At 66.2% G+C, this 22,110-nt stretch carries 20 protein-coding genes and 1 pseudogene; 10 read left to right on the top strand and 11 right to left on the bottom strand.

The genetic code is table 11. From position 1 onward, the window contains the following. Positions 1-6 precede the first annotated feature (6 nt). Positions 7-1,310: pseudogene (locus J7I92_RS02380) on the bottom strand (cation:proton antiporter). A 178-nt stretch (positions 1,311-1,488) separates the two neighbouring features. Between J7I92_RS02380 and hutG the strand changes: the two are divergent. Further along, positions 1,489-2,487: a formimidoylglutamase gene (gene hutG / locus J7I92_RS02375; protein ID WP_214836850.1), complete on the top strand. Its 999-nt coding sequence runs from the start codon at positions 1,489-1,491 to the stop codon at positions 2,485-2,487. A gap of 27 nt (positions 2,488-2,514) precedes the next feature. Here hutG and J7I92_RS02370 read toward each other — a convergent pair whose 3' ends face one another. After that, positions 2,515-4,422, bottom strand: a complete 1,908-nt coding sequence (locus J7I92_RS02370; protein ID WP_214836848.1) for a hypothetical protein — start codon at positions 4,420-4,422, stop codon at positions 2,515-2,517. A gap of 230 nt (positions 4,423-4,652) precedes the next feature. On the opposite strand from J7I92_RS02370, the gene J7I92_RS02365 reads away from it, so the two are divergent. The 5 genes from J7I92_RS02365 (at position 4,653) to J7I92_RS02345 (ending at position 9,340) form a co-directional block, all read left to right on the top strand. Beyond that, positions 4,653-7,181: an AMP-binding protein gene (locus J7I92_RS02365; RefSeq protein ID WP_214836845.1), complete on the top strand. Its 2,529-nt coding sequence runs from the start codon at positions 4,653-4,655 to the stop codon at positions 7,179-7,181. 138 nt (positions 7,182-7,319) lie between these two features. Continuing rightward, complete coding sequence (locus tag J7I92_RS02360) at positions 7,320-7,496, top strand: hypothetical protein (protein ID WP_214836842.1); 177 nt, start codon at positions 7,320-7,322, stop codon at positions 7,494-7,496. Beyond that, positions 7,489-7,962, top strand: coding sequence for a transporter substrate-binding domain-containing protein (locus J7I92_RS02355; protein WP_214836839.1), 474 nt, complete (start codon positions 7,489-7,491; stop codon positions 7,960-7,962). Before J7I92_RS02360 ends, J7I92_RS02355 begins: the two co-directional genes overlap by 8 nt. Then, entirely contained in the window at positions 7,959-8,972 is a 1,014-nt protein-coding gene (locus J7I92_RS02350) for a cation transporter (protein ID WP_311380046.1), read from the top strand. The genes J7I92_RS02355 and J7I92_RS02350 overlap by 4 nt, the downstream gene beginning before the upstream one ends. Before the next feature lie 131 nt (positions 8,973-9,103). Further along, positions 9,104-9,340, top strand: a complete 237-nt coding sequence (locus J7I92_RS02345) for a hypothetical protein (protein ID WP_214836836.1) — start codon at positions 9,104-9,106, stop codon at positions 9,338-9,340. On the opposite strand, the gene J7I92_RS23695 is transcribed toward J7I92_RS02345, so the two are convergent. From J7I92_RS23695 to J7I92_RS02315, 7 genes are all read right to left on the bottom strand, one after another. Further along, positions 9,337-9,588, bottom strand: a complete 252-nt coding sequence (locus J7I92_RS23695; protein ID WP_251039370.1) for a hypothetical protein — start codon at positions 9,586-9,588, stop codon at positions 9,337-9,339. The genes J7I92_RS02345 and J7I92_RS23695 overlap by 4 nt on opposite strands. 164 nt (positions 9,589-9,752) lie before the next feature. After that, entirely contained in the window at positions 9,753-11,345 is a 1,593-nt protein-coding gene (gene hutH, locus J7I92_RS02340; protein WP_214836833.1) for a histidine ammonia-lyase, read from the bottom strand. Positions 11,346-11,348: 3 nt separating this feature from the next. Continuing rightward, entirely contained in the window at positions 11,349-13,046 is a 1,698-nt protein-coding gene (gene hutU, locus J7I92_RS02335) for a urocanate hydratase (RefSeq protein WP_214836829.1), read from the bottom strand. A 216-nt stretch (positions 13,047-13,262) separates the two neighbouring features. Then, the gene (locus J7I92_RS02330) at positions 13,263-14,099 is read right to left on the bottom strand and encodes an IclR family transcriptional regulator (RefSeq protein ID WP_214836826.1); all 837 of its coding nucleotides are present in this window, start codon (positions 14,097-14,099) and stop codon (positions 13,263-13,265) included. Positions 14,100-14,323: 224 nt separating this feature from the next. Then, on the bottom strand, positions 14,324-15,295 hold the full coding sequence (locus tag J7I92_RS02325; RefSeq protein ID WP_214836823.1) for an NAD(P)-dependent alcohol dehydrogenase: 972 nt from the start codon (positions 15,293-15,295) through the stop codon (positions 14,324-14,326). After that, positions 15,292-15,525, bottom strand: coding sequence for a helix-turn-helix transcriptional regulator (locus tag J7I92_RS02320; protein ID WP_214836820.1), 234 nt, complete (start codon positions 15,523-15,525; stop codon positions 15,292-15,294). The genes J7I92_RS02325 and J7I92_RS02320 overlap by 4 nt, the downstream gene beginning before the upstream one ends. Beyond that, positions 15,519-15,947 (bottom strand): hypothetical protein, encoded by a 429-nt coding sequence (locus tag J7I92_RS02315; protein ID WP_214836817.1) that lies wholly within the window; start codon positions 15,945-15,947, stop codon positions 15,519-15,521. The genes J7I92_RS02320 and J7I92_RS02315 overlap by 7 nt, the downstream gene beginning before the upstream one ends. 235 nt (positions 15,948-16,182) lie before the next feature. On the opposite strand from J7I92_RS02315, the gene J7I92_RS02310 reads away from it, so the two are divergent. The 3 genes from J7I92_RS02310 (at position 16,183) to J7I92_RS02300 (ending at position 18,845) form a co-directional block, all read left to right on the top strand. After that, positions 16,183-17,691 carry an amino acid permease gene (locus J7I92_RS02310; protein ID WP_214836814.1) on the top strand — a complete coding sequence of 503 codons (1,509 nt, stop codon included), beginning with the start codon at positions 16,183-16,185 and terminating at the stop codon, positions 17,689-17,691. Between the two features lie 179 nt (positions 17,692-17,870). Continuing rightward, positions 17,871-18,149, top strand: a complete 279-nt coding sequence (locus tag J7I92_RS02305; RefSeq protein ID WP_214836811.1) for a hypothetical protein — start codon at positions 17,871-17,873, stop codon at positions 18,147-18,149. 60 nt (positions 18,150-18,209) lie between these two features. Further along, on the top strand, positions 18,210-18,845 hold the full coding sequence (locus J7I92_RS02300; protein ID WP_214836808.1) for a LysE family translocator: 636 nt from the start codon (positions 18,210-18,212) through the stop codon (positions 18,843-18,845). 209 nt (positions 18,846-19,054) lie between these two features. Here the strand turns inward: J7I92_RS02300 and J7I92_RS02295 are convergent, their stop codons facing one another. Next, positions 19,055-19,804 (bottom strand): 3-hydroxybutyrate dehydrogenase, encoded by a 750-nt coding sequence (locus tag J7I92_RS02295; protein WP_214836805.1) that lies wholly within the window; start codon positions 19,802-19,804, stop codon positions 19,055-19,057. 217 nt (positions 19,805-20,021) lie between these two features. Between J7I92_RS02295 and J7I92_RS02290 the strand changes: the two genes are divergently transcribed. Further along, positions 20,022-20,918 (top strand): LysR family transcriptional regulator, encoded by an 897-nt coding sequence (locus J7I92_RS02290; protein ID WP_214836802.1) that lies wholly within the window; start codon positions 20,022-20,024, stop codon positions 20,916-20,918. 212 nt (positions 20,919-21,130) lie between these two features. Here J7I92_RS02290 and J7I92_RS02285 read toward each other — a convergent pair whose 3' ends face one another. Then, positions 21,131-22,093: a spermidine synthase gene (locus J7I92_RS02285; protein ID WP_214836799.1), complete on the bottom strand. Its 963-nt coding sequence runs from the start codon at positions 22,091-22,093 to the stop codon at positions 21,131-21,133. Positions 22,094-22,110 lie beyond the last annotated feature (17 nt).

The following is a 22,110-nucleotide window of genomic DNA, read 5'->3' as shown; positions in this document are numbered from 1 at the left end:
TCGGGGCTACACCGGAGTGTTAGGGGCAAGGCCTTCGTCACCGGCAACGGCGCGCGCCTTCTTTACCCGGAGCCGGTCCAGGCGGTTCATCAGGGGTGAAGTGGTGGCACCATGGATCACGATGGACAATGCCACCACTAGCCCTATGAAGGCCCACAGCCACTCCGCCTGGCCGCCGAACTCACCTTTGCTAAGAGCGTAGGAGAGGTAGTAGAGCGAGCCAATCCCGCGGATTCCGAAGAACGACAGGGCGATCCGCTCGCGCGGCCCGGTCTTGCCGCCCAGCAGTCCCACCCAGCCGGCCAGCGGCCGCACCACTATCAGGAACGCCAGAGCCACCAGCAGCTCTCCCCAGCCGATCCCGGCCAGCAGCCCGCGGGCTATGGCCCCACCAAGCAGGACCAGGATCACCACGGTCAGGAGCCGTTCCAACTGCTCCACGTAGGAGTGCAGGACGCGATGGTAGCCGTGGGTGTGTTCAGCGGCGCGGATGGTCACCGCGCAAACGAATACTGCGATAAAGCCGTAGCCCTCAAGCATTTCGGCAAGGCCGTATGCCAGGAAGGTGGCGGCGAGCGCCACGAAGCCTTCCGAATGGTTGGACAGCCGCAGGCTTTCCCGGCGTGCGGAGAAGAAGAGCCGCGCCAGCACCTTGCCGGTGAGGAAGCCCACCAGCAGCCCGACGGCCAGCCGCCACAGCACGTCCACCCCGAACCATTGCGGGAACCAGGCGGACGGCGACGAACCCGCAACGCTGATGGCGATGGCCAGGTAGACAAAGGGAAAAGCCAGCCCGTCGTTCAGTCCGGCCTCGGAGGTGAGGCCGACCGCACCTCATCCTCCTTTTCGGCGCCATCGTCGTGGTCGGCAGGTTCGCCCACCTGCACCTCCGAGGCGAGCACTGGGTCCGTGGGCGCCAGGCTCGATGCCACCAGCAGCGCAGCACCGAGGCCAAGGCCCAGGAACCATAGGCCCAGCAAGGTCAGGCCGATGATGCACAGCGGCATGGCGATCCCCAGGAGCAGCCAGGTGGTGGACCAGCGCTTGCGCCCTACCGGCCGGTCCAGCGCCAGCCCTGCACCCATGAGGGAAATGATGACGCAGACTTCCGAGAGGTGCAGGACAAAGTCGCTGTGCGCGATCGGGTCCGGATCGGGAAGAGTGGGAATCAGGGCGAAGGCACCCATCCCCGCGCCGAGGAACACCATGGGCATTGAAAAAGGCATGTTGCTCAACAGCTTGGGCAGCACGGCAGCGATGAAAACCGCAATGCCCGCGGCGGCAAACAGTAAATTGGGGGCTTCAAACATGGTGCTGTTCTCCGGCCTCGACGGGTGCACGGTCCGGAACAGCCCACGTGACCCGGTCCCAGAGAGTGATTGCTCCACCATAGCGCCTGCCGTTCACGGATGCGGAGGTTCTTGAATTCCAGACATGACGACGGCTGCCGGGCTGGTTTTCGGGGCTCCGCTGCGGTGAGCTTGGATTATGCCCCATACAGCCCTGACAGTTGATATCCCCCCGCTCACCTGGAGGGGCCGGTTCGACGGCGACGAAGCCGAACACCGCCGCTGGTGGCAGGCCGTCAAGCCCTACCGCCACGAACCAGCCGCCCCACACCCGCAAGCCGCGGAATCGAGCACGGCGGAACCGGGCCACGCCGCGCAGGGCCGACCCGCCGTCATTCTCGGTTTCAGCAGCGACACCGGCGTGCTCCGCAACAAGGGCCGGGTGGGTGCCGCCGCCGCCCCCGCCGCCATCCGTGCCGCCTTAGGCCCGCACGCCTTCCACCTCCCCCGCGAGGTGTTCGACGCCGGCGACGTCACTGTCAGGGACAATGCGCTCGAAGCAGGCCAGGCCCGCGCCGGGCTGGCAGTCGCCGAAATGCTCGACGCCGGCAACCTCACCGTGGTGCTGGGCGGCGGCCACGAGACAGCGTTCGCCAGCTACCTCGGCCTGGCCGGTTCCGCGGCTCTCCGGGACGGAAAGCGCCTGGGCGTGCTGAACCTGGACGCGCACTTCGACCTTCGCGATGCACCCGAACCTTCCTCGGGCACTCCTTTCCTGCAGATGGCCCGTGCGGAGGAGGCCGCCGAGCGCAGGCTGAACTACGCCGTCGTCGGGATTTCCGAACCCAACAACACCCGCACCCTGTTTAATACGGCCGAGCAGCTGGGCGTGAAGTATCTCCTGGATGAGGACTGCACCGAGGAGGCCACCCGGCAGTTCGTGGCCGGTTTCCTGGACACCGTGGACGTGCTCTACCTGACCATCGACCTGGATGTACTGCCCGCCGCCGTGGCACCGGGCGTCAGCGCGCCGGCGGCCTACGGGGTTCCGCTCCCGGTGATCAGCGCCGTGTGCCGGCAGGTGGCAGCGAGCGGGAAACTGCTGCATCTGGACGTGGCGGAGCTGAACCCGAAGTTCGACATCGACCAGCGCACGGCCAGGGTGGCCGCGCGGCTGGTCAACACGCTCCTGGGCTAGGCGCTAATCGGGTTTGCTGCGAAGGAGCTAGGCGCGGCCGGGAAAGGTGACGACGGCGGTGGACCACGGTCCCAGCGTTACTGCCAGGGCGCCGTCGTCCGCAGGAGTTGCGTGCGCGTGCGCACCGGCGGAAGCACCGATCACCGCAACGTCCGCCGCCACCGGACTGGCACCGCCCGGCAGGGACAGGTTCGCCGTGGCCTCGCGGGGACTGAGGTTGCCCAGGAACAGCTGCAGGCCGGCGCCGGACTGCACCGGGTAGACCGTGACCGGGCTCTTGGCTGCAGAACCCGGCACCGGGTCGAGCCCGGCGGCGAGCACCGGATCCCCCTGGCACGCCGCGAGCTTCCGGAGCAGCTCCCCTACGGGATTGAGTGTGCCGTCCGCTGCCGCGATGCCCCGCGGCGCTGCAGCTTCAAAATAGGTTACTGAGGCCACGCCGTCCAGCGTCAGGGCCTGCAAGCTGGCGAGTGTCCACGCCGCCGTGAAGCTGTGGTCCTGGAGCTCATCGCCGTCGGACGGCTGGTCCGGGGCGTGCAGCCGGGGCTTGAGCGTGATGGGTCCGACATGCACGGGGCGCCCTTCCCCGAGTTTCAGCGCGTTGGCCGCGGCGAGCCGCTGGACGGGCACAGTCTCAACGATGTGCGCGATCTCCGTGCTGTGAACCTGCGGCGACAGGCTGAATGTCACTGCATCGGCACCCGCGGGAACGGGAGTGCCGCCGGCGGCCCAGCGGTTGAGTTCGGTGAAGTGTGAGCGGGTGCCGGCCAGCAGCTGTCCCCGGAAGTCCGTCTCCCTCAGCGACTCTTTCAGCCCAGTCCACGCTACCGGATCCGTGCAGTGGGTATCGGGATTGAACAGGCCAAGCCGGGCGATCCGGGACAGCGATCCGCCCATTGCTGCGCTGAGGGCTTCGGCCACGGCGTCGGCGGAAGCCGCCACGATCCGGACGTCGAGGGCTGCCCCATGCCTGTCGGCCTGACGGACGGCGGCGGCAAGCTTGGCAGGCCACGCTTCCCGCGGCTCGTACAGTTCCACCAGGACGGCGTCGATGCCTTGCAGTTGCGCATCCTCACCGGAAGACCCGGAACCTGCCTCTGCCGAGTCGACGAACAGCGCCAGCGGCGGGACCGTTCCCGCCTGCTCTCCGACCGTGAAGGCCGCCGGTTCGTCGACGGCGGGGGCCGGGCTGTCCGGCGCCTCGATGCTGAGGGCCTCAAGGCTGACCGACTGGTGCACGGTGTCCCCCGCGGCAACGTCGACAGGGATGGGCAATGCCGACGGGGTGCTGTACGTCTTGAAGGAGCCGTCGCTCCAGTTCCGCTGGTCCTCGGTCTCGAAGAGGTCCCCGGAGAAACCCAGGTCGAAGGCGGTCCCGGCGTCGGCCCACTCCATGGAGGAGATGTCCGTGAAGACCAGGTCCGGCCGGATATCCGTGGGGAAGGCCCCTGTGGTCACCATGCCGTCCGGCGAGACCACGCTGACTTCCCGCCCGGCTTCGCTGGTGGAGTGGAGGACCACCAGTCCGATGCGGTTCCGCCTGAACGGGACCTTCGCCCGTCCTGAGAACGTCACCTCCACGGTGGCGGGGGTGAGCCGGAGCAACAGCATGGCCTCGAAGGCGGGGCCTGCTGTGCCCGGTGCCGCGTAGTCCACGTGGAGCCTGAGGCTGATGCCGTCGTCGTCCTTCACTTCCGCCATATCCCGGACCGACGGCGCAAAGGTGCGCCATTCGTGGTCCCGGACCACGGCCTTGATCGCACGCAGCACGGGCCGGCCCGCATAGCTGACGTTCGCCAGTTCATCGCCGATCAGTTCCGCGGTCCAGACGCCCACCGCGAGTTTACGGATCGCCGGATCGAGGCGCTGTTCGAGCGGGGGACGCGGGTCGGAAACCGCCTGGGCGGACAGTGTTGCGGAGTGCTCGGTAGACACGGGAGGCTGCTCTCTGGTGGCCGGTGACTGCACCCAGCTGACCCAGGGCGGTCCTGTCGCCTTGACGATATCGGATGGGGCGCGGCGGCTCAATGGCCGTCCGCTACGCCGGCCGTACGCCATAACCGCGCCCTGCGAGGTCCACCGGAAATACGACCAACCCGTGTAAAGTACGGGCGAATGCGTTAGTCCAGTTGAAGTTAGGCAAGCCTATCTTTTACCTTGACTGAGTGACTCTCCCCCTAGAATTCGCCGGGGTCGCCTTTGCCTCGGATCTTGCCGCGCATGGCGACCGCACCGCCGTCCTCACCGGCGGACGTGCCGTCAGCTACCGTGAGCTGGCCCAACGCGTGGACGATTTTGCCGCAAGGCTGGGCACGGCCAGGCGGCTTGCCCTCCTTGCCGCGGACAACAGCCTGGAATCCCTGGTGGCTTACCTTGGCGCCTTGGTGGCCGGGCACCCGCTGATCCTCGCGCCGGCCGAAAATGACTCCGCCGTCCGGTCGCTGGTGGCGGCCTACGACCCTGACGTCATTGTCAGGCCGGGGCCTTCCGGGGCAGAGCTGCAGGAGCTTCGGCCCGTGAGCCGCCATGAACTGCACCCGGACCTGGCACTGCTGCTCAGTACATCGGGGTCCACCGGCTCCCCCAAACTGGTGCGGCTTTCGCAGGCGAACCTGCAGTCGAACGCCGCATCCATCGCCGAATATCTGAGCATCAGCAGCGCCGACCGGGCCATGACGACTTTGCCGATGTACTACTGCTACGGGCTCTCCGTCATCAACAGCCACCTCCTCCAGGGCGCCGGCCTGGTGCTGACCAGCCTCTCCGTGGTGGATGACTGCTTCTGGCAGCTGTTCAGCGACTCCGGGGCCACTTCCTTCGCGGGCGTGCCCTACACGTTCGAGTTGCTGGACCGTGCCGGATTCTCCGGGAAGGACCTCCCGGGCCTCCGCTACATCACGCAGGCAGGAGGCCGCCTTGACCCGGCCACGGTCACGCGTTACGCAGCGCAGGGACGCCGCGACGGCTGGGAGCTGTACGTGATGTACGGCCAGACCGAGGCCACTGCCCGGATGGCCTACCTGCCGCCGTCGTTGGCTGCGGCCTATCCCACAACCATCGGCGTGCCCGTGCCCGGCGGCGACTTCCGGATCGACCCGGTGCCTGGGCTGGAAGACGGCGAGCTGGTGTACACCGGTCCGAACGTCATGCTGGGCTACGCGGAACGGCCTGCGGACCTGGCGGCCGGCCGGACCGTCGATGAACTTCGCACGGGTGACCTCGCGCGGCGGCACCGGAACGGGCTGTACGAAGTGGTGGGCCGGCGGAGCCGCTTCGTGAAAATCGTGGGCCTGCGGATCGACCTCGGCCAGGTGGAGAAAAACCTTGCCGGCCTCGGCGTTACCGCCGCATGCGCCGGCACGGACCGGCAGCTTGTAGTTGCAGTTACTGGCAACCACGAGCCGGGGCTTCTGGCAAAACTGCTGGCGCGCGAGTTCGGGCTCCCGCGGGACGCAGTGGAGGTTCACAGCGTCGAACAATTGCCGCGCCTGGGCACGGGCAAGACGGACTACCAGGCCGTCCTTGCACTCGGGGCGGCCGCGAAGTCATTCGCGGCCGCCGGTCCCAAGACCGACGGCGACGGCCCCGCCGATGTCCGCAGGATCTTCGCCGACGCCTTGGAGCGGGATGACATCGGCGACGACGACACGTTCGTCTCACTGGGCGGTGATTCGCTGTCCTACGTTGCAGCCTCAGTCCGGCTCGAGAAGGCGTTGGGCGGACGCCTCCCCTCCAACTGGCACGTCACGCCGGTGCGGGACCTGATGGGCAGGCAGCCGGAACGCCGCCGGACGAGGCTGCTCGCACCATTGGATACCAGCATTGTGCTCCGGGCCGTCGCGATCGTCGTCATCATCAGCACCCATGTGGAACTGATCCAATGGCCGGGCACGGCCCACATCCTGATGGCACTGGCGGGCTACAACTTTGCCCGCTTCCAGTTGGGCGGCGAGCGCATCCCCCGGCTTCGGCGCCAGCTGCGCAGCCTTGCCCGCGTGGTGATCCCCACCGTAGCGTTCATCGGCGCGGTGATGCTCTTCTCGGACAGGATCAACTACACGCCGGCGAACCTCGTGCTGCTTAACACCATGATCGGCCCCGCAAACTGGACCGACGCGTGGCACTTCTGGTTCGTGGAAGTACTGGTGTACGTGCTGGTCGGCATGATCGCGCTTCTGGCCATTCCCTGGGCGGACCGGGCGGAGAAGCGTTTCCCGCTCGTCTTCCCCGTAGCACTTTTCGGGGCGGGGCTGTTGGCGAGGTACGGCCTGCTGGGCGTCGACATCCTGCATACCCGGCCGGTGCTGTGGCTGTTTGCCCTGGGCTGGGCCTTTGCCCGGGCCCGCACCGTGCCGCAGCGGCTGGTGCTTTCCGCTCTCACTGCCGCCACCCTGCCCGGGTACTTCGACAACCCCTGGCGCGAGGCCACGATCGTCGCCGGCATCCTGCTGCTCGCATGGCTGCCCGCGATTCCCCTGCCAGCGATCCTGCACCGCCTCGTGGGCGTGCTCGCGAGCGCCTCACTGTACGCATACGTAACTCACTGGGCCGTATTCCAGGATGTCAGGGAAATCGACAAGATGCTGGCTGTGGCGGCCTCCCTCGCCGTTGGCGTTGTCTATTGGGCTGTGTCAGTCCGGGCCATGGGCGCCGCCGAACGCCTGTGCCGCAAAATCCTGCGGCGGGGAGCTTAGGGCCCGCGCGGGCTTGCGGCGGGGAGCCTAAGGCCCCCTGGTACCACCTCCTGAACCTTCACCGGGGAAGGTCAGTAGCCTTATCTTTTGGGGTCCAAGCTGTTACTTTGAAGAAACCAACGGCGTTAAGGAGGGACGATGGACGTGAATAAATCCGGCCAGCCGGCGGAGGGCAAGGACAAGGCCAGCCATGGCCGGGGCCGTGAGGGAACAATTCCCGACTCCGATCAGGGCGTAGGGATTGGTGCCACCGACGAAGGCAATACCTTTGAACCCGAGGAAGACCCCGAGGCTGCCAAAGAGGCAGGTGAATAAGCCGTTCGCAGCCGCGGTGCTGATCTCCGCCCTGACGCTGACGTCCTGCGGAACCTCCTTCCCCGCGGACCCGGATGGCACGCTCGACCGGGTTAGCGGAGGCGTCCTGCGGGTCGGCGCCAGCGAAAACGACGACTGGGTCACCGTGGCTGCCAGCGGGGAACCCGAGGGCAGTGAGCCCGCCCTGATCCGGGAGTTCGCGTCACGGCTGGGCGCTGAGATCAAGTGGTCAGTCGGCACCGAGCATGTTTTGGCTGCCGACCTGAAGCACGGTGAGCTGGACCTGGTGATCGGGGGCCTGAACGACGAAACCCCCTGGGAGAAGGAGGCCGGGCTCACCCGCCCGTACACGGAGTCGAAAGACAGCCGCGGCAAGACGCATAAGCACGTGATGCTCGTGGCCAAGGGAGAGAACGCCTTCCTGCTCGAGCTGGACAGATTCCTCATGGCCAAGGCTCCGAAGTGAAACCGTCCGCTGCCCGGGGTGCCGTCCGCTTCGGCCACACCGAGCTGCCTGAGGAACAACGGGCCGCCCTGCGCAAGGCGGTGAAGTTCGAGTGGATCACGCTGGGCTTCCTGGCCGCGAGCACGGCGTTGGTCTACGCGGTTCTGGGCAACTCGCAGGCCATGAAGGCTGCGTGGGTGGAGGACCTGCTGTCCTTCCTGCCGCCGCTGTCTTTCCTGATTGCTTCCCGCACCATCCGCCGGCGCCCCAGTGAGGAACACCCCTACGGTTTTCACCGTGCGGTGGGCATCGCGCATGTGGTGGCCGCGGTGGCCCTGACCGTGATGGGCGCCTACCTGATCGTGGACTCCGGCATCGGTTTGGTGACCGCGGAGCATCCGACCATCGGCGGTTTCGACCTCTTCGGGCAGACCGTCTGGCTGGGCTGGGTGATGATCCTTGCCATGCTTCTGACGGCAGGACCGCCCGTCTATCTGGGCCACGTCAAGATGAAACTGGCCGAGAAGCTGCACGACAAGGTGCTTTACGCGGACGCGGACATGAACAAGGCGGACTGGATGACGGCGGTCGCGGCTGCTGTCGGCGTGGCGGGCATCGGCCTGGGCTGGTGGTGGGCTGACGCGGTGGCCGCACTGGTCATCTCCGCCAGCATCCTCCACGACGGCGTCCGCAACACCCGGGCGGCAATTTCCGGCCTCATGGATAAACGGGCCAGGACCTACGACGACGCCGAACCGCATCCCCTGGGGAGCCGGATTGACGCCTACCTTTCGGGCCTGGACTGGGCGGACACGGCCAAATCCAGGATCCGGGACGAAGGGCACGTGTTCCACGTTGAGTCCTTCGTGGTCCCCCAGGACGGAAAGATGCCGTCCATGGAGCAGTTGGAGAGCGCCCGGAACGCCTGTATTGACCTTGACTGGAAGGTCCAGGACATGGTGATTGTCCCGGTCGCGGAACTGCCGGCGGAGTACCTTCCGGGAGGCGCCGCCAGCGGCGGTGAGAGCTAGAAATAGGCTGCCCCTCCGGCTTCGGCGGTACCGAAATCCGGAGGGACAAATGCCAGACATCTTATCTTTTTTGACAACGCCGGTAGACTGGACTGTGGCCAACCGGCAAACAGTTTAGAGAAAGTCCTGCAATGAGCTCAGCCATCATGGAAACCCAGACCACCGACGCCCGGTCTATCCACCTGACCTTTTCCACCGCTGAAGAGATTCACACCGGCCTGGAAAGCGCCGTAAACGAACTCATCGAAGCTGCTGTCGAAGAGGGCAACTGCGGTATCCGCGTCACCCGCCACGAGCCCGGGGCCTACACAGTCGCCCTTGACGACTCCGTCCCCTTCGGCGAGACCTACGAGGACATCGCCGCTTAACTCTGGCGCCATGTCCTGCGGACCTGGACGCCGTCGGACTTCATAAAAAGCTGGTTTTCGGACGGGCCTCCTGAAGGCACCAGCCAGAGAACGTTTCCGCTGACGGAAACTTCCTCAACCTCACCTGCGGCTACAACATGCGCATGCTTGAGGATTTCAACCCGTTCGCCTGCCTTGAGGCTCCTCCAGTCGGAAACCGTGGCCGCAAATGCCATCCGCCTGGACAGAACCGTCCCCCGTGCTTTCATTGAACTTCTACCCCTTTGTATATGTTCTTTGCCACAACATCGTTGGTGTGGGCTTTGTCACTACATCTTTAGTTCTACTACACTTCCCGGGCCCCCGCCTGTTGTGTCGCGCAGTATTTCGGGGGCACCGGGAATTTGTCATGCGTAATGCACAATATTCACCGTCAGGCCAGAATCCCGACGGCGGATTCGGCCGCTACGCGGACCTCGCCCGAGGCAACGAGCCGGTCCGCTGCTTCCAGTTCGGGCGACAGGAACCTGTCGGTTCCAGGTCCGTCCACCACATTGCGGAGTGCAGCGAGCACTGCGGTGCCGGCCGGCCCCGGGGTCAGTTCTCCCCCGGACAGCTGGGTGCGCATGTCGATGGCGCGTGCCGCGGTGACCAGTTCGATGGCCAGGACGCGGCGGAGGTTCTCCACGGCCTTCCGGAGCTTTCGGGCCGCGTGCCAGCCCATGGAGACGTGGTCCTCCTGCATGGCCGAGCTCGGAATGGAGTCCACGGAGGCAGGTACGGCGAGCCGCTTGTTGTCCGAGACCAGCCCGGCCTGCGTGTATTGCGCGATCATCAGGCCGGAATCCACTCCGGGATCCGCCGCCAGGAACGCCGGCAGACCGTGTGAACGTGCCGGATCCAGCATGCGGTCCGTGCGGCGCTCCGCGATGGAGCTCAGGTCGGCAACCGTGATGGCCAGGAAGTCCAGGACATAGGCCACCGGGGCGCCGTGGAAATTGCCGTTGGAGCTGACCCGGCCGTCCGGCAGGACCACAGGGTTGTCGATGGCTGCGGCAAGTTCGCGCGAGGCGACAAGGTCCGCGTGGTCCACCGTGTCACGGACTGCGCCGGCCACCTGGGGTGCGCAGCGCAACGAGTACGCGTCCTGCACCTTGGAATCGCCCACCCGGTGTGAGGCAACGATCGGCGAGCCGGACAGGACCCGCAGCATGTTGTCCGCAGACGCGGCCTGACCGGGATGCGGCCGGAGTGCGGCGTGCAGTTCCGGCAGGAACACCTGATCGGTACCGAGAAGCGCCTCGACGCTGAGCGCAGCGGTGATATCCGCCGTCGTCAGTAACTGGCGGATGTCAGCGATCGCCATCAGGAGCATGCCGAGCATGCCTTCGGTGCCGTTGACCAGCGCCAGGCCTTCCTTTTCGGCGAGCGTAACGGGTTCGATCCCGTGTTCGGCAAGGAGATCGGCGACGGCGGGACGTCCGGGCACGCCGTACAGCTCGCCGTCGGGGCCCGTCGCCTCGCCTTCGCCCATGAGGACCAGGGCGCAGTGGGACAGCGGGGCGAGGTCGCCGGAGCAGCCCAGCGAGCCGAATTCCCGGACCACGGGCGTGATGCCGGCGTTGAGCACGTCCACCATGGTCTGCAGGACGACGGGACGGACGCCGGTGCGGCCGGAGGCCAGGGTCTTGGCGCGCAGGAACATGATGCCGCGCACCACTTCGCGTTCCACGGCCGGACCCATGCCGGCGGCGTGGCTGCGGATCAGCGACTTCTGCAGCTGGGTGCGCAGCTCGTTGGGGATGTGCCGGTTGGCCAGGGCGCCGAAGCCGGTGGAGATGCCGTAGGCCGGGACCTCGCTCGTGGCCAGGCTGTCGATGTGGGCGCGGACCTTCGCCACCGTGTCCAGGGCTTCCCGGGAGATGGCCACCTTGGCGTCGTGGCGGGCGACGGCGACGACGTCTTCGGGCGTTACGCCGCTGGAGCCGAGGGTGACGGTCAGTGGTTCGTGGGTTATGGCGGTCATGTCTTACTTACTCTCATTCATCGGGATGCGGACGCCGCGTTCTTTGGCGACTTCGAGGGCGCGGTCGTAGCCGGCGTCGGCGTGGCGGATGACGCCCATGCCGGGGTCGTTGGTGAGGAGGCGTTCGAGCTTTTCCGCGGCGAGGTCGGTGCCGTCGGCCACGGAGACCTGGCCGGCGTGGATGGACCGGCCGATGCCGACGCCGCCGCCGTGGTGCAGGGAGACCCAGGTGGCGCCGGAGGCGGTGTTGAGCAGGGCGTTGAGCATGGGCCAGTCGGCGATGGCGTCGGAGCCGTCGGCCATGGCTTCGGTCTCGCGGTAGGGCGAGGCGACGGAGCCGGAATCGAGGTGGTCGCGGCCGATGACGATGGGTGCCTTGACCTTGCCTTCCTTGACGAGCTGGTTGAACAGCAGCCCGGCCTTGGCGCGTTCGCCGTAGCCCAGCCAGCAGATGCGTGCCGGCAGGCCTTCGAACTCGACCCGTTCCTGCGCGGCGTCGATCCAGCGGTGCAGGTGCTTGTTCTCGGGGAAGAGCTCCTTGATGGCCTTGTCCGTGACGGCAATGTCCTCGGGGTCCCCGGAGAGTGCGACCCAGCGGAACGGGCCCAGGCCCTCGCAGAACAGCGGGCGGATGTAGGCCGGGACGAAGCCGGGGAATTCGAAGGCCCGGGTGTAGCCGCCCTTGCGGGCCTCGTCGCGGATCGAGTTGCCGTAGTCGAAGACTTCGGCGCCGGCGTCCTGGAATTCCACCATGGCCTGGACGTGCTTGGCCATCGAGGCCTGGGCCTTCTTGGTGAAGCCGTCCGGGTCGGCCTCGGCTTCGCGGTGCCATTCGGCCACGCTGATGCCCTCGGGAAGGTAGGACAGGGGATCGTGTGCGGAGGTCTGGTCGGTGACGATGTCCACGCTCAGTTCGCCGGCGTTGTGGCGGCGCAGGATTTCGGGGAAGACCTCGGCGGCGTTGCCGACGTAGCCAACGGACCAGCCGCGGCGTTCCTCCTTGGCCGCCAGGACCTTGGCGATGGCGGCGTCGAGGTCGGTTTCGACCTCATCAAGGTAGCGTTTGCCGGCGCGGCGGCGCAGGCGGGTTTCGTCGACGTCGACAATCAGGCAGGCGCCCTCGTTCAGGGTGACGGCGAGCGGCTGCGCGCCGCCCATGCCGCCGCAGCCGCCGGTGAGGGTCAGGGTGCCGGCGAGGGTGCCGTTCTCGTCCCCGGTGAGCTTGCGGGCGATCGCTGCGAAGGTTTCGAAGGTGCCCTGCAGGATGCCCTGGGTGCCTATGTAGATCCAGGAGCCGGCGGTCATCTGGCCGTACATCATCAGGCCTTCGGCCTCGAGCCGGCGGAACTCGGGCCAGTTCGCCCAGTCACCGACGAGGTTGGAGTTGGCCAGCAGGACCCGGGGCGCCCATTCGTTGGTGCGGAAGACGCCCACGGGCTTGCCCGACTGGACCAGCAGGGTCTCGTCCTTTTCCATGGTTTCCAGGGTGCGGGTGATCGCGTCAAACGCGGCCCAGGACCGGACTGCGCGCCCGGTGCCGCCGTAGACCACCAGGTCATCGGGGCGTTCGGCGACCTCGGGGTCCAGGTTGTTCATGAGCATGCGCAGCGGGGCTTCGGTCTGCCAGCTCTTGGCCGTGAGCTCGGTGCCGCGGGCTGCTTTGACCGGGCGGGCACCGGTGGTGAAATCGGCGGGTGCCATGGGGGCTCCTTCGTGTGCTTTGTGGTTCGTGCTTGATAATTTGTGATTGAAGTTCTGTATCAACTAAAGCCTGTCCAGGACTGGCCGGACAGGGCTTTCGGAAGGGTGTTGTCCGGGATTCCAGACGTGCTCCCGTCCCCCAACCAGGTACCAGCAGGTGTCGTTTTGGGTGCTTAAAACGACACCTGCTGCTGGGTTGTGTTGATGGGGCTCGATTTACTTGGCGGGGCGGCCGTGGATGCGCACGGAGAGTTCGTCCGCCACTTTCTGGACGCGGGCCGCCAGGGCAGGCCACTGGTCCGCCTCGAGCTTGTCCTCCAGGAACGTCACGGCGACCGCCGCCGTCGGCCATCCCACATGGTCCGTCACAGCGGCGGCAATCGAGCCGAAGCCGGGGGTCACCTCGCCGTGTTCGGTGGCGTAGCCGCGCTGCCGGACCTGGTCCAGGTGGGAGGACAGCGCCGAGTACTTCATGATGGCGCCCTCCACCTCATGCCGGGCCGTGAACGCCGCGGCGTTCGGGTACAGCGCGCGGACCTGCGACTTCGGCAGCGCCGCGAGGATCGCCCGACCGCTGGCGGTGAGATGGCTAGGCAGCCGCACACCGACGTCGGTCACCAGGGAGGGCCTGTTCTTGGCACGCTCCTCCACGATGTACAGGACATCGCGGCCGTGGAGCACCGCCAGGTGCGCGCTTTCGCCGATGACGTCCACGAGCGAGGCGAGCATCGGCCGGCCAAGCCGGGACAGCGGCTCCTGGCGTGAATACGCGGAACTGAGCTCGAAGGCGCTGATACCCAGCCCGTACCGCTGCTCCTCGTGCAGATGCATCACGAAGCCGTTTGACTCCATAACGCCCAGCAGGTGGTAAACGCTGGAGCGCGGCAGGCCCAGTGCGGTGGCAATGTTCGACGCCGCCATGGGACCACGCTTGGACGCCAGCAGTTTGAGGATGCGCAGGGTGTTTTCTGCCGCCGGAACTTTCGACGCCACCTTTACTGCCGTTGCCGCCGTCTTTGCTGCCGTCCGTGCGGCGGCGTCGCCGTTCGCCATGTGTCCTCCATAGTTCGCTAGCCGGCCCCCGGCCTGGTGTTCCGAAAGTGTCCGGTATCCCGTACTTAAGCGTGAGCCCTGATAGGGACATCGGGAGGCAATCGAAGCACACTACTGTACGGTATACCAGACATAGCCCCTTGGAGCTGCGTTAGGCGGACAGACGAGAGCCGGCGGTCCGGCAGCTTGCGGAGGCTTAAACGGCATGGAAAGCCGGCAAGCAGTCAGATCCTGATAACAACCTTGCCCTGCGCCCGCCCCGCACGCATGTAGGCGATCGCTGCCGGGACTTCGGCCAGCGGGAAGACCCGGTCGACGGCGGGGGTCACGCTCCCGGCGTCGATCAGGCCTGCGAGGGCCTCCAGATCCTGATGATTTTCCGTGGAGACGAGCCCTGTGAATTTCCGGCCGGAGAACAGGGAAGCCAGCGGCGCACCGAGTGAGCGCTCAAAACCGCCGGTCAGCTTTCCGCCGGCTTCACCGCCCACGATCACCAGCCTGCCCGTGGGCGCGAGCGCCCGGCGCATGACCGACAGCGGGCGGTTGCCGGCAGTATCCAGGATGACGTCGTAGAACACTCCCTGCCGGGCAAAGTCCTCCACGGCGTAGTCGATCACGTGGTCCGCGCCTAGCCGGCGGACCAGCTCCACCTTGCCGCTGCTGCAGACGCCGGTGACTTCCGCTCCGAAGGCCTTCGCCAGCTGCACGGCGTAGGTCCCGACTCCTCCGCCGGCACCGATCACCAGCACCTTCTGGCCAGGTCGCACCTTGCCGGCATCCCGAAGGCCCTGGAGCGCCGTCACGCCTGAAATCGGTGCGGCCGAGGCTTCCTCAAAGGTGGCCGCTCGAGGTTTCCGCGCCACTTTGCCCTCCTTGGCACAGGCAAACTCCGCAAAGGATCCATCGCAGGTACCGAACACCTCGTCACCGGGCTGGAAGCGGGACACGTTCGCCCCCACAGCTTCCACGACACCGGCCACCTCGCGGCCCCGGACGTGCACTTTGGGCCTGGTCAGGCCGAAGCCGAACAGCCTGATGAGGTACGGCCGCCCCGTCATGAGGTGCCAGACTCCCTGCTCCACGCCGGCGGCGCGGACCCGGATGAGCACCTCGCCGTCGCCGGGCACGGGCCGGGGAATGTCCCGCAGTTCCAGTACATCCGCGGAACCATAAACATCCTGCATGACCGCTTTCATGATGCTCCTTCTTCACTGCCGGGGTACTGGAACACGTCATCGAGCGGCACGCCCAGGACGTGGGCAATCTGGAATGCCATCTCCAGGGACGGCGAGTAGCGGCCTTGTTCGATGGCGATGATGGTCTGGCGGGTGACGCCGGTCCGCTCCGCGAGTTCGGCTTGGGTCATTTCGCCCCGTTCAAACCGGAGGCGGCGGATCGAGTTGGTGACGCGCGTAGGCTTCACCATGGCTGGAAGCCCCTGCGGTAGGCAATGATCTTCGCAACGGAGCCCAGGATCGCCGAAAGGAAGAAGGAGAGGTAGATGGCGTTCGCGATCCAGAAATGCTCCACCTCTGCCATTGCCATGACCAGGGCTGACACACCCCCGATCACCAGGAACGACTGGCCGACGTACTCGCCGAAACGGTAGATCTCACGGTCCCGCTGATCCTTCCTCCCGGCATCATCCGCAGAGAACGCGCGGACAACGATATGGAGCAGGATCGACGCCACGATCGATCCCCCGACCGTCCACGGCAGGGGTCCGGTGTACGGCACTTCGGTGAGGGGCATCGAACCGGACAATCCCAGAACGATGGCCAGATACACGGCGTAGCTCACAACGGCGAGCCCTCCCATGATCCAGGCGCTCTTTTCCTCAAACGGCATATCCGCTCCCCGGCTGCGTTGTAAAACAAACCTGACATGCTCAAAGTAAAGAAAGTTTTACATGACGTCAATAGTGCTAAACGTACTCAGACGGAGGGGCCCGGCCGGCCAGCACCCTGCGGTACCGCCACAGTCTGAGATGAAAGACACCAAAGCAGCGTGAGCCTCCTCACGCGTGGCGCCAAAGTGGTCTGCTGGATAGCGATCCCCCTCCCAATGACGAGAAGGTATTCGCATGCAACAAGCCCCAACAGCACCTCAGACGGACCGTGCCGGAAAACCTGCCGGAACGTCCGCCGGATCGATCGGCGGCGCCGTCGGCACCGCCGTCGACACCGTCCTGAACCGCGGATTGAACGTCCGCCACATCCGCTTCATGGCCCTTGGCTCTGCCATCGGCACGGGGCTCTTCTACGGCTCAGCCTCCGCCATCCAGAAGGCCGGCCCGGCCGTCCTCCTCGCCTACATGATCGGCGGCGCCGCCGTGTTCATGGTGATGCGCGCCCTCGGCGAGATGGCCGTCCGCCATCCCGTTTCCGGCTCCTTCGGCCAGTACGCCAGCCGCTACCTCGGCCCTCTCGCGGGCTTCGTCACCGGCTGGACGTACGTGTTCGAGATGGCAATCGTCGCCATCGCGGACGTCACGGCCTTCAGCATCTATATGGGGTTCTGGTTCCCGGAGGTAGAGCGCTGGATCTGGGTCCTGGCCATCATCTTCTTCCTGGCCGCGCTGAACCTGCTCAGCGTCAAGGTGTTCGGAGAGCTCGAATTCTGGTTCTCGCTGATCAAGGTGGTGGCCATCATCGCCATGATCGCCGGCGGTGCGGCCATCATCATCTTCGGCTTCCAGGCCGGCGGGGCCACCGTGGCGCCGGGCATCGGCAACCTCGTCGAGCACGGCGGCATGTTCCCCAACGGCTTCGAAGGGCTCCTGGCCTCGTTCGCCGTCGTGATGTTCGCCTTCGGCGGGATCGAAACCATCGGCGTTACGGCCGGTGAAGCGGCCGACCCCAAGAAGGTCATTCCCAAGGCAGTCAACACCGTGCCCGTGCGCGTGCTGCTGTTTTACGTGTTGACCCTTGCCGTCCTGATGAGCCTGTTCCCGTGGAACGAAGTGGGCACCAACGGCAGCCCGTTTGTCCAGATCTTCAGCGGCCTCGGCATTCCCGCCGCCCCGCACATCCTCAACGCCGTGGTGATCACCGCCGCCCTGTCGGCCATCAACAGCGACATCTTCGGCGCCGGACGGATCCTCTTCGGCCTGGCCAAGCAGGGCCACGCCCCCGCCAGCTTCGGAAAAGTCTCCCGCCACGGGGTGCCGTGGATGACAGTGGTGATGATGGCAGTGGTCCTGTTGGTCGGCGTGGTCCTGAACGCCGTCATGCCAAAGGACGTCTTCCTGCTGATCGCCTCGATCGCAACCTTCGCCACGGTCTGGGTATGGGTGATGATCCTGGCGTCCCACGTGGCAATGAAGCGGGAGATAGCACGGAAGGGGCTGCCGGCATCGGAATTCCCGTCCCCATGGTGGCCCGCCGCATCGATCCTGACCATTGCATTCATGGCCTTGGTCATTGCAGTGCTGGGGGCATTCGAAGACTCCCGCGTCGCCCTCTACGTCGGCGCTGTGTGGCTGGGCGTGCTGGTTGTGGCCTATCGCCTGTGGGTCCGCGGGCACGGCCGCTCCCGTGCCCAGCTGGTCGATGAGACGGCGGCGATCCCGGTGGTGGAACGAAGCAAGTAGTCCCGCAAAAATTGCGAGTGTCCGGCGGGACAGAAGGGGTATATGTTACGCATGCGACGCATGGGGTTTGGGCTCTAGATTGGTGGAAGGCGCAGACCGGACGAATTGAGACCCATATTGCAGCTTCCGGGCCGCCTGCAAGTCCTTGCCGGTCCTGGCACTGCAAAGGAGTGGTTTTGATGAAGGATCTTCCAGCCTCCCGGCCCGCCTTCCCCCGCGACCGACGCCGACTGATCTCCTGGCTAAGCGATGCGGCAGAGAAAGTGCGCACGGCCGCCGTGCCGTTCAGGGTGGGCGATGTTGTGCTCGGCGACGACCCCTTCAACGGCCGCCGGCTCGGTGTGGTGGCGGTGATCCGCGGCTCCTCGCTCGGCCTGCGGACGGCGGCCGACGCCCACCCGGACCTTGTACCCGAAGTGGTCTACTACGACTACCGTCAGGTGAGGACGCCGGACTAGGAATTCGGCGGGACTAAGGGTTCGGGGGCCCAACCACGGGGCCCGGGGCTAAAATCAGGCATGGTTCCGCTCAGTAATCTGCTGGCCTTCGCCGTGGCCGCCGCCGTCCTGATTGCCGTCCCGGGGCCGAGCGTCCTGTTCGTGATTGGACGGAGTCTCGCCCTGGGCCGCAAGGGCGGGCTGCTGAGCGTACTCGGAAATGCGCTGGGGATGGTGCCACAGATCGCAGCGGTGGCGCTCGGCGTCGGTGTTGCATTGGCGCAGTCGGTCCTGCTCTTCACCATCGTGAAATTCGCCGGCGCCGCCTACCTCGTGTTCCTCGGTTTCCAGGCGATCAGGCACCGCGGAAGAAATACGACGGCGGCCGACCCGTCGCGTTCCGCCTCCGCCTTCCGTGTCCTCCGGCAAGGCGTCATTGTGGGCGCCACCAACCCGAAGTCTCTGGTGTTCTTCGTTGCCGTGCTTCCGCAGTTCGTGGAGTACTCTGCCGGCGGAATCCCGCTGCAGCTGGCAGCCCTGGGTGCAGTGTTCCTGCTGATTGCCCTGGTCTCGGACAGCGTCTGGGCACTGGCAGCGGGAACGGCCCGCCAGTGGTTTGCCCGCTCCCCCAAGCGCATCTCCACGCTCAGCACCACGGGCGGGGCAATGATGATCGCCCTCGGCGGCACCCTGGCCCTGACGGGCACCAAGAACTAAGCGGGTACTAAGAACTAACGGGCACCTGTAACTAACCGGCGCACGCTGCCCCCAACCGTGGGAGTTTTTGTCCAGATATCGCGGGCTGGAGAGCTTTTTGGGCACGTTATCTGGACAAAAACTCTCCCGGGAGGGGGCGGGGGGGGTGGGCCCCGCCTTGGATCGGGAGGGGGCGGGGGGTGGGCCCCGCCTTGGATCGGGAGGCGGGGCTAGCGGGCCGACCAGCCGCCGTCCATGGTGTAACTCGCGCCGGTGACCATGCCGGCGTCGTTCGAGGCGAGCCAGGCCACCAGCGAGGCAACTTCCTCTGGCTCCACCAGCCGTTTGATGGCCGATTCCGTGAGCATGATCCTGGCCAGCACCTCGTCCTCGGGAATGCCGTGGACCTTGGCCTGGTCCGCGATCTGCGCCTCCACCAGGGGCGTGCGCACGTAGCCCGGGTTGATGCAGTTGGACGTGACGCCATGCTCCCCGCCCTCAAGTGCCGTCACCTTGCTGAGCCCTTCCAGGCCGTGCTTGGCGGAAACGTACGCGCTCTTGAACGGGGAGGCCCGGAGTCCGTGCACCGAGGAGAGGTTGATGATCCGTCCGAAGTTGTTCGCATACATGTGCGGCAGCGCGGCGCGTATCAGCAGGAACGGCGCCTCAAGCATCAGGGTGATGAGCTTGCGGAAATCGACCGGCTCGAAGTCCTCAATGGGGTTGATGCGCTGGATCCCGGCGTTGTTGACCAGGATGTCGCAGTCCAGGCTAAGCGCTGCCAGGGCATCGACGTCTAGCAGGTCCACGGTCCACACCGTTCCGCCCACTTCATCGGCAAGTGCTGCCGCGGCGGCCTCATCAACGTCCGCGATCACCACCTTGGCACCCCGTGCGGCGAGCGCCCGCACGCTCGCGGCTCCGATCCCGCCTGCTCCTCCGGTGACCAAAGCCTTGCGGCCGTTGAGCGTGTTTTCCATAACCCAGCCTTCCAGTTCGAAGATTTCAAGCAGCTCAGCGCAGGGCTGCCACCGCCGAGACTTTGCACTCCCCGACAGCCCGGTCCGTCCTCAGGACGGTGTCGACGTCGACGCCGCACTGTGACCCACAGCACCACCCGGGCTGACATGAGTATTACCGCAGAAAGTCTGCGATTCAATGCCCAACCCGGCACTCATTGTGTGCAGAATTGCAGATATGGAAGCTAATCCGGATGATCTGCTGGTCCTTTTGGCCGTCTCGCGTTCAGCCAAATTCACGACGGCGGCGCAGGCCTTGGGACTGAACCACACCACTGTTTCGCGCCGGATAGCGGCTTTGGAAAAGACGCTCGGCGGACGGGTCCTCTCGCGTGCCGCCGGCGCCTGGGAACTGACCGACCTAGGCGCGGAGGCAGTTCTGGTGGCCGAGGAGGTGGAAAGGGCGGTGCGCAGCTTGGGGCAGCCAGGGCGGGCGCCGGACCCCATCACCGGGGTGGTCCGCATGACGGCCACCGACGGTTTCAGCGCCTACGTCGCAGCGCCCGCGGTGGCACGGCTGCGGCGCGAGCATCCCGGACTCAGCGTGGAGATCGTGACCGTGACCCGGCGGGCCCTGCAGCAGCGGTCCGGACTGGACATTGAAGTGGTGGTGGGCGAGCCGCAGGTGCACCGGGCCGAGGCCTTCAAGCTGGGCGAATACGTGCTGGGCATGTACGCCTCCCGTGCCTATCTGGCCGAAAACGGGACGCCGGCAACGGTGGAGGAGCTGACGGAACATCCGCTGGTGTATTTCGTGGACTCCATGCTGCAAGTGGATGACCTCGATGCCCCGCGTCGGCTGGTCCCGGCGATGAAGGACGGCCTGAGTTCCACCAACGTCTTTGTCCACGTTGAGGCCACCCGTGCCGGGGCTGGCATCGGCTTCCTGCCGTGCTTCATGGGCGACCTGCACGAGGATTTGGTCCGGCTGCTTCCGGATGCCTTCTCCGAACGGCTCCCTTACTGGATGGTGCTGCGTCCGGATTCCATGCGGCGGCCGGCGGTGGCTGCGGTGGTGCAGGCACTGCGGGATCAGACCGTGGAGCACCGGGAGTTCCTTCTGGGCGGGCGCTGACGGGGGTCGGCTTCTGCTCCAAATGAAGGAAGCCTCCGCGCGAGTCAGACTCAAGCGCGGAGGCCTCCCGCCCTCCGGTCTTGGGGGAAAGCGGAGAGCTTCCACCAACTTACAGCTCGCGAAGGGCCGGGACAGCAAAATCCGCCGCGACAGCAAATTCTTGAGGCAACATTGTGCTTTGCAGCGGGATGTGTTGCGGAAAGGGCCGGGGGCTAGGACGGGGAGCCTGGCTCCGGCGGTTCAGGATGCTCCGAAAGTTCAGGCCCCGCCGGGGGCACAGGATCCGCCGCCGGATCATGCCGGACGGCTGCACCGGCGGCAAAGGCACGCACCTTGGCGTCATCCCAGATGTGGGCAGGGACGCCGCCGCCCAGGAGTCTCCGGGCAAGCCCGGGATCCTGGTCGAACGGCTGGTCGCTGCCCGCCATCACCATGTTGCCGTAGCGCCGGCCCTTGAGCATGGCGGGGTCGGCGATGATCAGGGTGTGCTCGAAAACGGCCGCGATGCCGGCGGCGTCCTCCCGGGCGTTCTTCAGATCCGGTGCGTCACCGGAATTCACAATGTAGACCCCGCCGGGAGCCAGCACGCGCCGGGCATGCTCGTTGAATTCGGCGGTGGTCAGCGGCCGCGGCGTCAGGGCACCCGCAAACACATCGCGGATGATCACATCCCGGGTCTGCGGCGTCAGCGACTCCGTTACCTCACGCGCTTCGCCCACGCGCAGCCGCAGCAGCGGGGCCTTGGGCAGGTCGAACCAGCCGCGGACGTATTCGGCAAGTTTCCCGTCCAGCTCCACCACCACCTGGCGGGCCTCCGGATAGGCGGCGTGGAAGTAGCGCGCCAGCGAGCAGGCGCCCCCGCCCAAGTGCAGGGCCCGGAGCTTGGGCCTGGTCTCCCGCGGCCACCGTGATTCCACCAGCGCGGATATCCACCGCATGTACTCAAAGTCGAGGAACAGCGGATCCACAAGGTCGATGTGCGAGCTCATCACGCCGTTGATGCGCAGCAGCCAGCCGTTGGAATTGTCCTGGTCAGCGATCAGCTGACAGTCCCCGGTGTCGATGTAGTACACGCCCTCAACCGGTCCGTCAGGGCGGGTTCCCTTCAGCACCTCCACGACTCCCGGCGTCGAACGTTCCGTGTTCCTGCCGGCTGCCCGGCCCTTCCGTGCCATCTAGCCGGCCATCGCAT

The organism is Arthrobacter sp. ISL-72, assembly GCF_018613755.1.
Taxonomy (GTDB): Bacteria; Actinomycetota; Actinomycetes; order Actinomycetales; family Micrococcaceae; genus Arthrobacter.
This window is presented reverse-complemented; position numbering and strand designations above follow the sequence as displayed.

What these genes read in the sequence shown, in the direction of transcription:
- J7I92_RS23695 (WP_251039370.1), bottom strand. Translation starts at nt 9,588, where the DNA reads ATGAAAGCACGGGGGACGGTTCTGTCCAGGCGGATGGCATTTGCGGCC.
- J7I92_RS02345 (WP_214836836.1), top strand. Translation starts at nt 9,104, where the DNA reads ATGAGCTCAGCCATCATGGAAACCCAGACCACCGACGCCCGGTCTATC.
- J7I92_RS02360 (WP_214836842.1), top strand. Translation starts at nt 7,320, where the DNA reads ATGGACGTGAATAAATCCGGCCAGCCGGCGGAGGGCAAGGACAAGGCC.
- J7I92_RS02320 (WP_214836820.1), bottom strand. Translation starts at nt 15,525, where the DNA reads ATGGTGAAGCCTACGCGCGTCACCAACTCGATCCGCCGCCTCCGGTTT.
- J7I92_RS02305 (WP_214836811.1), top strand. Translation starts at nt 17,871, where the DNA reads ATGAAGGATCTTCCAGCCTCCCGGCCCGCCTTCCCCCGCGACCGACGC.
- J7I92_RS02300 (WP_214836808.1), top strand. Translation starts at nt 18,210, where the DNA reads ATGGTTCCGCTCAGTAATCTGCTGGCCTTCGCCGTGGCCGCCGCCGTC.
- J7I92_RS02290 (WP_214836802.1), top strand. Translation starts at nt 20,022, where the DNA reads ATGGAAGCTAATCCGGATGATCTGCTGGTCCTTTTGGCCGTCTCGCGT.
- hutU (WP_214836829.1), bottom strand. Translation starts at nt 13,046, where the DNA reads ATGGCACCCGCCGATTTCACCACCGGTGCCCGCCCGGTCAAAGCAGCC.
- J7I92_RS02315 (WP_214836817.1), bottom strand. Translation starts at nt 15,947, where the DNA reads ATGCCGTTTGAGGAAAAGAGCGCCTGGATCATGGGAGGGCTCGCCGTT.
- J7I92_RS02310 (WP_214836814.1), top strand. Translation starts at nt 16,183, where the DNA reads ATGCAACAAGCCCCAACAGCACCTCAGACGGACCGTGCCGGAAAACCT.
- hutG (WP_214836850.1), top strand. Translation starts at nt 1,489, where the DNA reads ATGCCCCATACAGCCCTGACAGTTGATATCCCCCCGCTCACCTGGAGG.
- J7I92_RS02285 (WP_214836799.1), bottom strand. Translation starts at nt 22,093, where the DNA reads ATGGCACGGAAGGGCCGGGCAGCCGGCAGGAACACGGAACGTTCGACG.
- hutH (WP_214836833.1), bottom strand. Translation starts at nt 11,345, where the DNA reads ATGACCGCCATAACCCACGAACCACTGACCGTCACCCTCGGCTCCAGC.
- J7I92_RS02330 (WP_214836826.1), bottom strand. Translation starts at nt 14,099, where the DNA reads ATGGCGAACGGCGACGCCGCCGCACGGACGGCAGCAAAGACGGCGGCA.
- J7I92_RS02295 (WP_214836805.1), bottom strand. Translation starts at nt 19,804, where the DNA reads ATGGAAAACACGCTCAACGGCCGCAAGGCTTTGGTCACCGGAGGAGCA.
- J7I92_RS02325 (WP_214836823.1), bottom strand. Translation starts at nt 15,295, where the DNA reads ATGAAAGCGGTCATGCAGGATGTTTATGGTTCCGCGGATGTACTGGAA.